General features: G+C 64.5%; 11 protein-coding genes. 8 read left to right on the forward strand and 3 right to left on the reverse strand.

The annotated features are described in order from the left end of the window. The first annotated feature begins 149 nt into the window (after positions 1-149). Positions 150-773 carry a phosphatidylglycerophosphatase C gene (gene yfhb / locus BRD58_RS04075; protein ID WP_012847637.1) on the forward strand — a complete coding sequence of 208 codons (624 nt, stop codon included), beginning with the start codon at positions 150-152 and terminating at the stop codon, positions 771-773. A 31-nt stretch (positions 774-804) separates the two neighbouring features. Here yfhb and yiaY read toward each other — a convergent pair whose 3' ends face one another. Together yiaY and pspE are read right to left on the reverse strand one after the other, a co-directional pair. Continuing rightward, positions 805-1,956: an L-threonine dehydrogenase gene (yiaY, locus tag BRD58_RS04080; protein ID WP_012847638.1), complete on the reverse strand. Its 1,152-nt coding sequence runs from the start codon at positions 1,954-1,956 to the stop codon at positions 805-807. A 270-nt stretch (positions 1,957-2,226) separates the two neighbouring features. Beyond that, entirely contained in the window at positions 2,227-2,565 is a 339-nt protein-coding gene (gene pspE / locus BRD58_RS04085; RefSeq protein WP_012847639.1) for a thiosulfate sulfurtransferase PspE, read from the reverse strand. A gap of 196 nt (positions 2,566-2,761) precedes the next feature. Here pspE and tadA point away from each other — a divergent pair, with 196 nt between their 5' ends. After that, positions 2,762-3,274: a tRNA adenosine(34) deaminase TadA gene (gene tadA, locus BRD58_RS04090; protein WP_015461015.1), complete on the forward strand. Its 513-nt coding sequence runs from the start codon at positions 2,762-2,764 to the stop codon at positions 3,272-3,274. 16 nt (positions 3,275-3,290) lie between these two features. On the opposite strand, the gene mltF is transcribed toward tadA, so the two are convergent. Next, positions 3,291-4,715, reverse strand: coding sequence for a membrane-bound lytic murein transglycosylase MltF (gene mltF, locus BRD58_RS04095; protein WP_012847641.1), 1,425 nt, complete (start codon positions 4,713-4,715; stop codon positions 3,291-3,293). Positions 4,716-4,995: 280 nt separating this feature from the next. Between mltF and purL the strand changes: the two genes are divergently transcribed. From purL to glnB, 6 genes are all read left to right on the forward strand, one after another. Continuing rightward, positions 4,996-8,886 carry a phosphoribosylformylglycinamidine synthase gene (gene purL, locus BRD58_RS04100; protein WP_109579822.1) on the forward strand — a complete coding sequence of 1,297 codons (3,891 nt, stop codon included), beginning with the start codon at positions 4,996-4,998 and terminating at the stop codon, positions 8,884-8,886. A gap of 485 nt (positions 8,887-9,371) precedes the next feature. Continuing rightward, a complete protein-coding gene (locus BRD58_RS04105; RefSeq protein WP_015461017.1) occupies positions 9,372-10,787 on the forward strand; it encodes a sensor histidine kinase in 1,416 nt (471 codons plus the stop codon). A 74-nt stretch (positions 10,788-10,861) separates the two neighbouring features. Continuing rightward, positions 10,862-11,521, forward strand: a complete 660-nt coding sequence (gene qseG, locus BRD58_RS04110) for a two-component system QseEF-associated lipoprotein QseG (RefSeq protein WP_015461018.1) — start codon at positions 10,862-10,864, stop codon at positions 11,519-11,521. Between the two features lie 3 nt (positions 11,522-11,524). Beyond that, the gene (gene glrR / locus BRD58_RS04115; RefSeq protein WP_012847645.1) at positions 11,525-12,865 is read left to right on the forward strand and encodes a two-component system response regulator GlrR; all 1,341 of its coding nucleotides are present in this window, start codon (positions 11,525-11,527) and stop codon (positions 12,863-12,865) included. Positions 12,866-13,015: 150 nt separating this feature from the next. Continuing rightward, positions 13,016-14,638 (forward strand): NAD+ synthase, encoded by a 1,623-nt coding sequence (locus BRD58_RS04120; protein ID WP_073381622.1) that lies wholly within the window; start codon positions 13,016-13,018, stop codon positions 14,636-14,638. A 13-nt stretch (positions 14,639-14,651) separates the two neighbouring features. Next, the gene (glnB, locus tag BRD58_RS04125; protein WP_005283058.1) at positions 14,652-14,990 is read left to right on the forward strand and encodes a nitrogen regulatory protein P-II; all 339 of its coding nucleotides are present in this window, start codon (positions 14,652-14,654) and stop codon (positions 14,988-14,990) included. Positions 14,991-15,020: the final 30 nt, after the last annotated feature.

Below are 15,020 nucleotides of genomic sequence, written 5' to 3' on the forward strand. Positions count from 1 at the left end.
AGTTTGCCATAGTCAGCCCTATGAGGTGAAACCTCGCTTGCGGCATAAACGCCATATCATGACGCCATCGTCATAATTTGTCAGCGCGAGCGACGCAGACTCGACGTGGGTAACGGGAGGCGGTCGTGATACATCAGCGGGAAAATTCGGTGCGCAGACAGGTCTTTTTTGACCTGGACGGTACGCTGCACCGCCAGGATCTGTTTGGCTGCTTTCTGCGCTTTATGCTGCGGCGTCTACCGCTGAACTGGCCGCTGGTGCTGCTGTGCCTGCCGCCGGTGGGGCTGGGGCTGCTCTTCGGCGGGCGGGCGGCGCGGCGTCCGATCAGTCTGCTGCTGTGGAGTATGACCGCCGGTCGCTCGGAAGGGCGCCTGCGGGGGCTGGAGACGCGGTTCGTGGCGCAGTTTCGCCGCCGGGTTCAGCCCTTTCCCCAGGTTCGGGCGCGTCTGGATGACTATTTGGCGTGTCCGATGACGCGGGTCTGGCTGCTGACCGGCTCGCCTGAGCAGCTGGTGGAGCAGGTGTATCGCGACAGCGGTATTCTGATGGGCGTGACGCTGATCGGCACCCAGATGCGCCGTCGCTTCGGCGGTTGGACGCTGACGCGCCGCTGTTTGGGGCGGGAAAAGGTGCGGCAGCTAGAGCGCTGTCTCGGGCGTCCGCTGCAGCTGTACAGCGGCTATAGCGATAGCCGCCAGGATGACGTGGTGCTGAGCCACTGCCGCTTTCGCTATCGGGTCGATAAGGAGGGCGCGCTGCGGCGCCTGCCTTAATCGAGGGTCCCGCCGGCGGCGGGGCCGGGGATCACAGCGCGGCGCGGAAGATCGCCACGATCTCCGCATGGCTGGCCTGGATCGGGTTGGTGAGACCGCAGGCATCCTTCAGGGCGTTGTTGGCCAGGGTGTCCAGATCCTCTTCACGCACCTTCAGCTCGCGCAGCCCCGCTGGGATCTCCACGTCGTGGGCCAGGCCGCGGATTGCGGCGATGCAGGCTTCGGCGCCCTGTTCGTCGTCCATCTCCTGAACCGCAACGCCCATCGCCGCCGCGATATCTTTCAGACGCCCCGCGCAGGCGCGGGCGTTGAAGCTCTGAACGTGGGGCAGCAGTATCGCATTGCAGACGCCGTGCGGCAGATCGTAGAAGCCGCCCAGCTGGTGCGCCATCGCATGGACATACCCCAGAGAGGCATTGTTAAAGGCCATCCCCGCCAGAAACTGGGCATAGGCCATGGCTTCGCGCGCCGCCATATCGTCGCCGTTGCGGACGGCGTCGCGCAGATGGGTGCTGATCATCGTGATGGCCTTCAGCGCGCAGGCGTCGGTGATCGGGGTCGCGGCGGTAGAGACATAGGCCTCGACGGCGTGGGTCAGGGCGTCCATCCCGGTGGCGGCGGTCAGCCCCTTAGGCATGCCGCGCATGAGCTGCGGATCGTTGACGGAAAGGATCGGGGTGACATGCTTGTCGACAATGGCCATCTTAATGTGACGCTGCACGTCGGTGATGATGCAAAAGCGGGTCATTTCCGAGGCGGTACCTGCGGTGGTGTTAATGGCGATCAGCGGCAGCTGCGGGTGCTGTGAGCGATCGACCCCCTCATAGTCGCGAATATCCCCGCCGTTGGTCGCCACCAGCGCGATGCCTTTGGCGCAGTCGTGGGGCGAGCCGCCGCCCAGCGAAATCACGCAGTCACAGCCGTGTTCGCGCAGCAGCGTCAGCCCTGCGGCGACGTTATCGGTGGTCGGATTGGGATGGGTGCCGTCATACACCGCGCTTTGAATGCCCACCTTGGCCAGCAGCGCCTGCACGTCGCCGACGACGCCCAGACGGCTGAGCACGCTGTCGGTGACGATCAGCGCCTGATGGTAGCCGTACTCTTTCATCGTCGCCGCCGCCTCGTTCAGGCAACCGTGACCAATCATATTTACACTGGGAATGAAAAACGTTGAGGTCGTCATCGACAACTCCTTAGATGTTATTAAATTAACAACCAAGATAGCCTGTCGATGAATTATTACAGCGATCCCGCGCACGGAATGATGAAAATTAAATGTTTAGAAAACTAACAATTAAGGTTTTTTTGTATTAAATTGCCATAATTAGCCGATGTCGTTGCTATTTTACGTCGACTTAACGCGATTTTTTTACTGAGTGGATAAAAAGTCGACATTGAACGATGCGGCGGCGCGGCGGCGGCATTGCGGCGGACCGCCGCGCGCAGGGTGTTACTATTTTACCATTTGCTGGTGCGCGGCGACCTGCTCCAGCCCGCCCGCATTGACGGCGTGACGATAGCCCATCTGCTGCAGTAGCGTTTCCGCCTGGCCTGACTGGCGTCCGCTGTTGCAATACAGGTGCAGGGTGTCATTCTTGTCCTGGGTCAGTGCGCCGATGCGCTGGGCCAGGTTTTTGAGCGGAATATTGTGAGCGCCCTTGACGTGCTCCTGCTGGTATTGCTCCGGTACACGGACATCGATCCAGTACTCTGCCGCCCACAGCGGGGCGGATGTCGCCAGCAGGCCTGCCATCAGCAGGCCCTGTTTCATGCGCCGAATTTGTGCAAACATCCAGATATCTCCTGAGAATAATTAGGCTGTGCCCTTTTGCCCCATCGGTACGGCGGGCAGGTGCCGGCGTATCATACGCCTGCGCCGCGGCGGCTGTCCGCCCCCGCGCAGAGAAATTGGGCAATAGCGCCAATTAGGCGCGGCGGGTGAGCAGGGGCTGTGTATAATGCGCGCCGGAAATAGAGAGGGGAAACGTGTGACGCAACGCGATGACAGTGACTGGATGCGCCATGCCCTGCAGCTGGCGGAAAAGGCCCGAGCGCAGGGCGAGGTGCCGGTCGGCGCCGTTTTGGTATTGAACGATCGGGTGATTGGCGAGGGGTGGAACCGGCCGATAACCCGCCACGATCCGACCGCGCACGCCGAGATCATGGCGCTGCAGCAGGGCGGGGCCATCATGCAGAATTATCGTCTGCTGGAGGCGACGCTGTACGTGACGCTGGAGCCCTGTGTGATGTGCGCCGGGGCGATGGTGCACAGCCGCATTCGGCGGCTGGTGTACGGTGCGCCGGATCTCAAGACCGGCGCGGCGGGGTCGCTGCTGGATGTCCTGGGGCACCCGGGGATGAATCACCGGATCGAGGTGTGCGGCGGCGTGTTGGCCGACGCGTGCGCGGCGCAGCTGAGCGATTTCTTTCGCCAGCGGCGGGCGCAGAAGAGGGCCGAGCGCGACGCCCGGCGCAGCGCCGAGCGCGACGACGCAGAATAGCGGAGGCCGGCGCGGCTCAGCGCGGACCGAGCAGCGCCAGCTGGGTCGCTTCTGCCGCCTCTCGCTTCTCTTTCTCCTGCAGGTAGCCGCGCAGGCTGACGGTATAGCGGCGAATGTTTTCGACGTACTGGTAGGCTTCGTGTCCCCGCGCGTAGCCGTAGGTCAGCCGCTGGTAGTATTTCTTTTGGCTCAGCAGCGGCAGGCGCTGTTTGACATCGGCCCAGCTGTCGGGATTGGCTCCCTGTTTTTGGGTCAGCTGGCGGACATCCAGCATGTGCCCATAGCCCATATTGTAGGCGGCCAGGGCGAACCAAATCCGCTCATCCTGCGGAATGCTCTCCGGCAGCCTCTCCATCAGCCGTTCGAGGTACAGCGAGCCGCCGGCGATGCTCTCCTCCGGATCGAGACGATCTTTCACCCCCAGCCCCTCGGCGGTGGCGCGGGTCAGCATCATCAGCCCGCGTACGCCGGTCGGCGACGTGGCCTGGGGGTTCCAGTGCGACTCTTGGTAAGCGATCGCGGCCAGCAGCCGCCAGTCCATTTTGCGCGCATGCTGGGTAAAAAAGTCCTGCAGCGACGGCAGCACGCTATCGATCGCGGAGAGGAACGTACGCGTATCGACGTAGTCAAAGCTGCCGACGTGGCCGATATATTTCTCCTCTAGGCGCGCCAGGGTGCCGTCTTCAGCGCTCTGGCTGAAGAAGTCCAGCATCGCCGCGTACAGGCTGTCATCCTCGCTGCGGTTGAGATACCACATGACCGGCTCTTCATCGCTGATATCGAAGGCGACCGCCACCTGCGGGTGGATCCGCTGAAACAGGGAGATGGCCATCGAGTCCGCTACCGTATAGTCCAGCTTGCCCTCGGCGACCTGCTTAAGCAGCTCGGTTGCCGACAGGCTGTCGCTGCTCTGCCACTGCAGACCAGGGTACTTTTGCTGGCGGTAGTGGTCCAGGGTGGTGATATGGGCCGAGCCGGACTGCACCATCAGGGCGCCGCTGAGATCGCCCAGGTTACGCGGGCGCACTTTGCCCTGGCGGTAGACCAGCTGTTGGGAGACGGAGTAATAGGTCGGCCCGGTGCGATAGCGGTGCAGCCGCGCGCTGTTGTACAGCAGTCCGGCGGCGACCATATCAGCATCCTGTCCATCCAGATCGTCAAACAGACCCGGCAGCGTAGGGCGCACGGTGACGCGCAGCTTCACGCCCAGATAGTCGGCGAAGCGTTTGGCCAGCTCATAGTCCAGGCCGGAGATCGCATTGCCCTCACGCTGATAGGTGAGCGGCGAGACGATGGTGCTGACGCGCAGCTCTCCCCGGTCGAGGATCTGCTGTAGCTGGCTTTCATTACCGCTGCGCCACGGAATATTGGGCCACAGCGCCAGCGCCAAAAGCGCGGAGACAATACCGATAAGGTAATAATTATATTTTATACGTTTCAAATAGTTATCCCATGACGGTCTAGCGGGATGCGGTTGCTGGTGTTAAAAGTGGAATAAAGGTAAAGCCAATCAGGCAGGCGCATTTTGCTTAACAAAACGCCAGCGTGCAACTTTAACCGCATTATTGGGCAATAAATGAGCCGATCGCGATCTTTACAAGAAAGGCTACGCAAACGGTTTCGTCGGCGTGGGAGATTCACTATAATGGCGCCCGGTTTCCCCCTGTTTCGCCCATTGAGGCGGCTGTAAACAGCTTCCTCGCAGACGAGAGAATCAAATCATCATGGAAATTCTGCGCGGCTCCCCCGCTTTATCGGCCTTTCGTGTTAACCAGCTGCTGTCTGCCTGCCGCGACGCGTCCCTGCCCGTCGACGCGATTTACGCTGAGTACATTCACTTTGCCGACGTCAGCGCGCCGCTGGATCCGGCGGCGCACGATACGCTGCGCCAGCTGCTGACCTACGGGCCGTCGCAGGCTGCCCGCCCGCAGTCAGGACGGCTGCTGCTGGTCACGCCGCGCCCGGGCACGATCTCCCCCTGGTCATCCAAGGCGACGGATATCGCCCGTCACTGCGGGCTGGCGCAGATCCGTCGGCTGGAGCGCGGTCTGGCTTACTACATTGAGGCCGAAGCGCTGGATCAGGCGCAGTGGCAGACGCTGTGCGATCGGCTGCACGACCGCATGATGGAGCGGGTCTTCACTGCGCTGGAGCAGGCCGAGCAGCTGTTTGAGCAGCATACGCCGCAGCCGGTGCAGTATGTGGATATCCTTGGCGGGGGACGGGCCGCGCTGGAGGAGGCCAACCAGCGGCTGGGGCTGGCGCTGGCGCAGGATGAGATGGACTACCTGCTAAACGCCTTTACCCGCCTGGAGCGCAACCCGAGCGACGTCGAGCTGTATATGTTCGCCCAGGCCAACTCGGAGCACTGCCGCCACAAGATTTTTAACGCCGACTGGGTTATCGACGGGCAGCCGCAGGATAAATCGCTGTTCCAGATGATTAAAAACACCTATCAGCAGACGCCGGAGCATGTGCTGTCCGCCTATAAGGACAACGCGGCGGTCATGGAAGGCTCCGCGGTGGGGCGCTTCTTTGCCGACGCCGACAGCGGCTGCTATGACTTCCATCAGGAGCCGGCGCACATTCTGATGAAGGTGGAGACCCACAACCACCCGACGGCGATCTCGCCCTGGCCGGGGGCCGCGACCGGATCCGGCGGGGAGATCCGCGACGAGGGGGCGACGGGGCGCGGCGCCAAGCCAAAGGCGGCGCTGGTCGGCTTCTCCGTCTCCAACCTGCGCATCCCGGGATTCGAACAGCCCTGGGAGCAGGACTTTGGCCGCCCGGCGCGCATCGTTAGCGCGCTGAATATCATGACCGACGGACCGCTGGGCGGCGCGGCGTTTAACAACGAGTTTGGGCGCCCGGCGCTGCTGGGTTACTTCCGCACCTATGAGGAGCGGGTCGACAGCCATAACGGCGCGGAGCTGCGCGGCTACCACAAGCCGATCATGCTGGCGGGCGGCCTCGGCAACATTCGCGCCGAGCACGTGCAGAAGGGGGATATCGCCGCCGGCGACTGCCTGATCGTGCTGGGCGGTCCGGCGATGAATATCGGCCTGGGGGGCGGCGCCGCCTCGTCGATGACCTCCGGTCAGTCCGATGCCGATCTCGACTTCGCCTCGGTACAGCGCGATAACCCGGAGATGGAGCGCCGCTGCCAAGAGGTCATCGACCGCTGCTGGCAGCTGGGCGATGCCAACCCGATCCGCTTTATCCACGATGTGGGCGCCGGCGGCCTCTCCAACGCCATGCCGGAGCTGGTGAGCGACGGCGGCCGCGGCGGCCGCTTTGAGCTGCGCGACATTCCCAACGACGAGGCGGGCATGAGCCCGCTGGCGCTGTGGTGCAACGAATCGCAGGAGCGCTATGTCCTGGCGGTGGCGCCGCAGGATCTGGCGCGCTTTGCCGCCATCTGCGAGCGTGAGCGTGCCCCCTATGCAGTGATCGGCGAGGCGACGGAGGCGCGAGAGCTGACCCTGAGCGATCGCCACTTTGACAATCGCCCCATCGACATGCCTCTCGACGTGCTGCTGGGGAAAACGCCGAAGATGACGCGCACGGTGGAAACCCTGCGGGCCACGGGGCACGCCCTGGATCGCGACGGCATCGTGCTGGCCGAGGCGGTGCGCCGGGTGATGCACCTGCCGGCGGTGGCGGAGAAAACCTTCCTGATCACCATCGGCGATCGCAGCGTGACCGGCATGGTCGCCCGCGACCAGATGGTGGGCCCGTGGCAGGTTCCGGTGGCCGACTGCGCCGTGACCAGCGCCAGTCTGGACAGCTACTACGGCGAGGCGATGTCGCTGGGGGAACGCGCCCCGGTGGCGCTGCTGGACTTCGCCGCCTCGGCCCGCCTGGCGGTGGGAGAGGCGCTGACCAACCTGGCGGCCTGCTACATCGGCGATATTAAGCGGATCAAGCTCTCCGCCAACTGGATGGCGGCGGCGGGGCATCCCGGCGAGGACGCCGGCCTGTATCAGGCGGTGAAGGCGATAGGTGAGGATCTGTGTCCGGCGCTGGGGCTGACTATTCCGGTCGGCAAGGACTCCATGTCCATGAAGACACGTTGGCAGCAGGAGGGCGAGACGCGGGAGATGACTGCGCCGCTGTCGCTGGTGATCACCGCGTTCGCCCGGGTAGAGGATGTGCGGCGTACGGTAACGCCGCAGCTGCAGCCCGCGCAGGATAACGCGCTGCTGCTGATCGATCTGGGCGCCGGTCGCAACGCGCTGGGGGGCAGCGCGCTGGCGCAGGTGTATCGCCAGCTGGGGGATACGCCCGCCGACGTACGCGATGCAGCGCAGCTGGCGGGCTTTTTTAGCGCGATGCAGGCGCTGGTGGCGCAGGGGCTGCTGCTGGCCTACCACGATCGCGGCGACGGCGGACTGCTGGTCACCCTGGCCGAGATGGCCTTTGCCGGCCACTGTGCGCTGGATATCGATATCGCCGCGCTGGGCGACGATGCGCTGGCGGCGCTGTTCAGCGAGGAGCTGGGGGCGGTGATCCAGGTGGCGCGCCGCGATCTGGCGGCGGCGCAGGCGCTGTTGGCGGAGCACGGCCTGGCGGCGGTCAGCCACGAGATCGGTCGGGCGCTGCCGGGTGACCGCCTGCGGATCCAGCGTGGTGGACAGACGGTGTATGACGAGCCGCGCTCTACGCTGCGCGCCTGGTGGGCAGAAACCACCTGGCAGATGCAGCGCCTGCGCGATAACCCCCTCTGCGCCGATCAGGAGCATCAGGCCAAGCTGGTGGAGGAGGATCCCGGCCTTAACGTGACCCTGAGCTTCGATCCGCAGGAGGATATCGCGGCGCCCTTCATCGCCCGCGGCGCACGTCCGCGCCTGGCGGTGCTACGAGAGCAGGGGGTGAACTCACACGTCGAGATGGCCGCCGCGTTCCATCGCGCCGGGTTTGAGGCGCAGGATGTGCACATGAGCGACATCCTGTCCGGGCGGACGACGCTAGCGACATTCCAGGGGCTGGTGGCCTGCGGCGGGTTCTCCTACGGGGATGTGCTGGGCGCCGGAGAGGGCTGGGCCAAGTCGATTCTGTTCAACGCCCGCGCTCGCGACCAGTTCAGCGCCTTCTTCCTGCGTCCGGATACGCTGGCGCTGGGGGTGTGTAACGGCTGCCAGATGATGTCTAACCTGCGTTCGCTGATCCCGGGCGCCGAGCTGTGGCCGCGCTTTGTCCGCAACGAGTCCGAGCGCTTTGAGGCCCGTTTCAGCCTGGTCGAGGTCAGCGACAGCCCGTCGCTGTTCCTGCAGGGGATGGCCGGGTCGCGCCTGCCGATCGCCGTCTCCCACGGCGAGGGGCGGGTCGAGGTGCGCGATGAGGCTCACCTGACGGCGCTGGAGCAGCAGAATCTGGTCGCGCTGCGCTATGTCGACAACTTTGCGCAGGTTACCGAACGCTACCCGGCCAACCCGAACGGCTCCCCCAACGGGATCACCGCCCTGACCACGCAGAGCGGGCGGGCGACGGTGATGATGCCGCACCCGGAGCGGGTATTCCGCACGGTGAGCAACTCCTGGCACCCCGCCGAGTGGGGCGAGGATGGCCCGTGGCTGCGCATGTTCCGCAATGCGCGGCGCGCGCTGGGCTGAGTCGCCCGGGGGATAGCGAGCGGCCTTCGGGCCGCTTTTTTTCTGCCGTTTGCCGCGCGCGGAAAAAACGCGGCGCTGCGGTTGGCGCGGCGCTGGGATTGCTCCTAATATTACAAAATATTAATCGTGACCACTTTTTATTTTGAGTGAGTTATGTAACCATATTAGTGGTTGCTCATTCGGCCCTTTATGTCAGCGCCAGTTATGGCCGGCTCCATAAAACATTGAATGACGCCATTAGCACGGTGCCTACCGTCCGGAAATATCGATAACAGTCGCTTCGGCGCTTTATCAGGCACAGGACGACACGTTGAGTGAGGCGCCACCTATTCTGCCCTGTGCCGATAAGGCGCAGGCCGCGCGACGGGGCCGCTGTCCCGTCGGCACGCCATCAGGCCCGCCGGTTCCCGCCGCCGGGCTTTTCCCGTTATGGCCGTTCGGTTAGCCTGTGGCGACCCCCTTTGACCTTTGGGAGTGATGCCGTCATGCCGTGGCCCCTGTTTCCCCGTTCGCTGCGCCAGCTGGTGCTGTTGGCCTTTCTGCTGGTGCTGCTGCCCCTGCTGGTGCTGGCCTACCAGGCCTACCAGAGTCTGAATCACCTGAGCGCCCAGGCGGCGGATATCAACCATACCACCCTGAGCGACGCCCGCCGCAGCGAGGCGATGGCCGCGCTGGCGCTGGAGATGGAGCGTAGCTATCGTCAGTACTGCGTGCTGGGGGATGAGACGCTGGCGGCGCTGTATCAGCGTCAGCACGCCCAGTACCGTCAGCTGCTGGAGCGCCACGCCGCGCTGCTGCCCGGCGGCAGCGACTACGCGCAGCTGGATAGCCTGCTGCGGCAGCTGGCCGCGCCGCGCTGTGAGAACAGCATGCCGCTGGCGATCGCCGACGGCCAGCTGGCCCAGTTTTCCCGCGCCAACGGCGCGATGGTGCAGGCGACCCGTAACGTGCTGTTTGGCCGAGGCCAGCAGCTGCAGCAGGCGATCGCCGAGCGCGGCCGCTACTTTGGCTGGCAGGCGCTGGTGCTGTTTCTGGTCAGCGTGCTGCTGGTGGCGCTGTTTACTCGCATGATCATCGGCCCGGTGAAGGGGGTAGAGCGCATGATCCGGCGCCTGGGGGAGGGGCTGAGCCTGCAGGCGTGTCCCCCCTTTCGCGGGCCGCGTGAAATTCGTACGCTGGCGCAGCGCATTCTGTGGCTCAGCGATCGGCTGGCCTGGCTGGAGTCCCAGCGCCATGAGTTTTTGCGCCATCTCTCCCATGAGCTAAAGACCCCGCTGGCCAGCCTGCGAGAGGGCACCGAACTGCTGGCGGACGGGGTCGCCGGACCGCTGAGCGCGGATCAGCGCGAGGTGGTGGCGATTCTGGATGACAGCAGCCGCCGCCTGCAGGTGCTGATCGAACAGCTGCTGGACTATAACCGCCGCCTGGCCGATGCGCCGCCGGAGTCCGCCCAGCTGGATCTGGCCGCGCTGCTGGAGCGGGTGGTCGCCGCCCACCGCCTGCCGGCGCGGGCCAAGAATATCCAGACGCGCTACGCGCTGGATGAGACCCACTGCCGCGCGCAGCCGGTGCTGCTGGAGCGGGTGCTGGAGAATCTCTATTCCAATGCGGTGCACTATGGCGCGGAATCCGGTACCATTTGGCTGCGCACTCGCAGGGAAGGGGAGCGTCTGGTGATCGAGGTCGCCAACAGCGGTGCTCCGATCCCGGCCAACGAGCACGCGATGATTTTTGAGCCTTTTTTTCAGGGGAGTCATCAGCGCAAAGGCGCCGTCAAGGGCAGCGGCCTCGGCCTGAGCATCGCCCGCGATTCGCTGCGCCGGATGCACGGCGATCTGCGCCTGGTCGCCGACGCCGATGCCGACGTCTGCTTCCGCATTGAACTCCCGATAGCGAGATAACACCAAGCATGAGTATGTGGTTCTTACCCCTTCCGTCTCCCTCGAACTGCGGCCGTCTGCGGCGGCGACAGCCTGTGCTCCTGTGGCTGATGACGCTGCTGCTGCTCGGCGGCTGTAGCCGCGGCGGCGATCGCGCCGTGGAGCCCGCCGAGGTGCGAACCTGCGCCGGTACGCCGGTGATGCGCGACTACCAGCACGCCGCCTGCGATACGCTGTGGCAGGAGCAGTCCGCTCAGGCGATGGGGAACGGCCTGTACTGGCTGCGCGCCATGACCTGCGCAGAGCGCCTGAACCGAACTCAGGCGCGGGCGCAGGCGCATCGACTGGGCGGGGAAAGCTGGCAGGCGGCCCTGAAGCAGAGCCTACTGGTGGGACGCGCCGACCCCAGCGTGGCCGAGCGGCGCCAGATCCTCGATCGTCTGGCGAGTCTAGACGGCCAGATCCCGCCGGCGCTGCAGCCGCTGGTGCAGCTGTGGCGCGCCCAGCAGGCGCAGGCGATCGCCCTGCAGGAGGAGCGGGCCCGCTATCAGCGGCTGCTCTCCGCCAGTGAGACGCAGCTGGAGAGCCTGCGCGATGAGCGCCAGCTGCTGCAGGCGCGTCTGGATGAGACGCAGCGTAAGCTGGAAAACCTAACCGATATTGAACGCCAGCTGTCATCGCGCAAGCAGATGGTCCCGGAGGCGAAGGGAAGCCTCCCGGCGCCGGCCGGTGGCGACATGAGCAAGGAGCCCTAACGGATGACATCCGCCCACTCTGCCAGCCTGCTGCTGGTCGATGATGATCCCAGCCTGCTGAAGCTGCTGGGCATGCGCCTGAGCAGCGAGGGGTTTCGGGTAACGACCGCCGCCAGCGGCCAAGAGGCGCTGCGTCTGTTGGCCCGCGATCCCATCGATTTGGTGATCAGCGATCTGCGCATGGACGAGATGGATGGCCTGGCGCTGTTCAGCGAAATTCAGCGACGTCAGCCGGGGCTACCGGTGATCATTCTGACTGCTCACGGGTCGATACCGGACGCCGTGGCGGCCACCCAGCAGGGGGTCTTCAGCTTCTTGACCAAGCCGGTCGATCGCGACGCCCTGTACCGCGCCATCGACGATGCGCTGGCGCAGTCGATGCCGCAGGGGGGCGATGACGCATGGCGTCAGGCATTTGTGACCCGCAGCCCGCTGATGCTGCGTCTGCTGGAGCAGGCGCGCATGGTGGCCCAGTCGGACGTCAGCGTCCTGATCAACGGCCAGAGCGGGACCGGCAAAGAGCTGCTGGCGCGGGCGATCCACCGCGCCAGTCCGCGCGCTGGAAAGGCCTTTATCGCCATCAACTGCGGCGCGCTGCCGGAGCAGCTGCTGGAGTCAGAGCTGTTTGGCCATGCCAAGGGCGCCTTTACCGGCGCCGTCAGCAGCCGTGAAGGGCTGTTTCAGGCCGCCGCCGGCGGCACGCTGTTTCTGGATGAGATCGGCGATATGCCCCTGACGCTGCAGGTGAAGCTGCTGCGGGTGCTGCAGGAGCGTAAGGTACGTCCGCTGGGCAGCAACCGCGACCTCGATATCGACGTGCGCATCATCTCCGCCACCCACCGCAACCTGCCCAAGGCGATGGAGCTGGGGGAGTTTCGCGAGGATCTGTTCTATCGCCTCAACGTGGTCTCCCTGCGCCTGCCGGCGCTGAACCAGCGCCCGGAGGATATTCCGCTGCTGGCTGCCCACCTGCTGCGTCAGGCCGCCGAGCGCCATAAGCCGCTGGTGCGCAGCTTCTCCAGCGGCGCGATGAAGGCGCTGATGAGCGCCAGCTGGCCGGGCAACGTGCGTCAGCTGGTCAATGTCATCGAGCAGTGCGTGGCGCTGACGACGGCGCCGGTGATCGGCGAGGCGCTGGTGGAGCAGGCGCTACAGGGCGAAAATACGGCGCTGCCGACCTTTGTCGAGGCGCGCCACCACTTTGAGCTGCACTACCTGCGTAAGCTGCTGCAGATCACCAAAGGAAACGTGACCCATGCGGCGCGCATGGCCGGGCGCAACCGCACCGAGTTTTATAAGCTGCTGTCGCGTCATGAGCTAGATCCTAATGATTTCAAAGAGTAATCGCCTAATTATCTCTCACGCGGCGGGGATCGCCCGCCGCTGCCGCTAAACAAAGTCGCCGGAATGATTTACACTCCCTGCGGATTTTTATCAGTCAGGCTGCGGTATGCCGCGTGCGGCGCCCTGCGGCATATCGGACAGTGAGTATTTATGAGTCGAACCCTCTCCATCGCACTGGCCCAGCTGAATCTGCTGGTCGGTGACATCGAAGGCAACGCCGAGCGTATGCTGGCCACCCTGGCGCAGCAGCAGCAGGCGGGCGCCGACGTCGTGATGTTCTCTGAGCTGGCGCTCTGCGGCTACCCGCCGGAGGATCTGCTGTATCGCGATGATTTTCATCAGCGCTGTCAGCGTCAGCTCGCGCGCCTGCAGCAGGCCTCCGCCGAGATCGCCGTGATCGTGGGCCACCCGTGGCGCGACGGCGAGTGCCTGTATAACGCCCTGTCGGTGTTTGCCGAAGGACGCCTGCTGGCCTGCTACTACAAGCAGTGTCTGCCCAACTACGGCGTGTTCGATGAGAAACGCTACTTTAGCGCCGGGGATACCCCGTGCACCGTCACCCTGAAGGGCTACCGCCTGGGGCTGCTGATCTGTGAGGACGTGTGGTTCGATGCGCCGGTCGATGCGCTGGCCGCCGCCGGGGCCGAAGTGCTGCTGACCATTAACGCCTCGCCTTATAACCGCGAAAAGCCCTATATACGCAATACCCTGCTGGCGGATCACTGCCGCCGTACCGGCCTGCCGCTGCTGTACCTCAATCAGGTGGGCGGGCAGGATGAGCTGGTGTTCGACGGCTGCTCCAAGGCCTTTGACGCCCGCGGCGCGCTGACGCACCGTCTGGCCGCCTTCGACGAGCAGGTGACCCAGGTTCGCCTGGACGATGGACGCCTGCTGCCGATGGCCTCGCCGGCGGCGGAGCTGCCGCCGCTGGCGCAGATCTACCAGGCGCTGGTGCTGGCGGTGCGTGACTACGTTGGTAAGAACGGTTTCCAGGGCGCGGTGCTGGGGCTGTCAGGCGGGATCGACTCCGCGCTGACGCTGGCTATCGCGGTGGATGCGCTGGGCAAGGCGCAGGTGCAGGCGGTGATGATGCCGTTTCGCTACACGGCCGACATCAGCGTTGCCGATGCCCAAGCGCAGGCGCTGGCGATGGGGGTCGAGTTTGACATCCTCTCCATCGAGCCGATGTTCGATGCCTTTATGGGACAGCTGGCGCCGATGTTCGCCGGTACCGAGCGCGATACGACGGAGGAGAACCTCCAGGCGCGCTGCCGCGGCGTGGTGCTGATGGCGCTGTCGAACAAGCGCCGTCGTCTGGTGCTGACCACCGGCAACAAGAGTGAGATGGCGGTCGGCTATGCCACGCTGTACGGCGATATGGCCGGCGGCTTTGACGTGCTGAAAGATGTGCCGAAGACGCTGGTGTTCCAGCTGGCGCGCTACCGCAATACCCTCTCGCCGGCCATCCCGCAGCGGGTCATCGACAGGCCGCCCTCCGCCGAGCTGGCGCCGGATCAGGTCGATCAGGATAGCCTGCCGCCCTATGATATTCTGGATGCTATCCTGCAGGGCTACGTCGAACAGGACAAGTCGGTGGCGCAGCTGGTGGCCGACGGCTTCGATGAGGCGGTGGTGCGTAAGGTGATTCGTCTGGTGGATATCAACGAATACAAGCGCCGCCAGGCCGCCGTGGGGCCGCGCATTACGGCGCGTAACTTTGGCAAAGATCGCCGTTATCCGATTACCTCCGGCTTTGGCCGCAAAAACTGGTGACTGAGGAGCAGTGATGAAAAAAATTGATGCGATTATTAAGCCGTTCAAGCTGGATGACGTGCGTGAAGCGCTGGCCGAAGTCGGCATTACCGGGATGACGGTAACCGAAGTCAAAGGGTTTGGCCGCCAGAAGGGACACACCGAGCTGTACCGCGGCGCAGAGTATATGGTGGATTTCCTGCCCAAGGTGAAGCTGGAGATCGTGGTGGCCGACGATATCGTCGATACCTGCGTTGAGACCATCATGCAGACGGCGCAGACCGGCAAGATCGGCGACGGCAAGATTTTTGTCTACGACGTGGCGCGGGTCGTTCGTATCCGCACCGGCGAGCAGGACGAAGAGGCTATCTGACCCCCGGGGCGCTGCGGCGCTCTCCGCTAG

This window comes from Edwardsiella piscicida, from assembly GCF_001896205.1.
In the GTDB taxonomy this organism is placed as follows: Bacteria; Pseudomonadota; Gammaproteobacteria; order Enterobacterales; family Enterobacteriaceae; genus Edwardsiella; species Edwardsiella piscicida.

Coding starts and splice junctions, on each gene's coding strand:
- yiaY (WP_012847638.1), bottom strand. CDS start 1,956: ATGACGACCTCAACGTTTTTCATTCCCAGTGTAAATATGATTGGTCAC.
- pspE (WP_012847639.1), bottom strand. CDS start 2,565: ATGTTTGCACAAATTCGGCGCATGAAACAGGGCCTGCTGATGGCAGGC.
- BRD58_RS04105 (WP_015461017.1), top strand. CDS start 9,372: ATGCCGTGGCCCCTGTTTCCCCGTTCGCTGCGCCAGCTGGTGCTGTTG.
- glrR (WP_012847645.1), top strand. CDS start 11,525: ATGACATCCGCCCACTCTGCCAGCCTGCTGCTGGTCGATGATGATCCC.
- BRD58_RS04120 (WP_073381622.1), top strand. CDS start 13,016: ATGAGTCGAACCCTCTCCATCGCACTGGCCCAGCTGAATCTGCTGGTC.
- glnB (WP_005283058.1), top strand. CDS start 14,652: ATGAAAAAAATTGATGCGATTATTAAGCCGTTCAAGCTGGATGACGTG.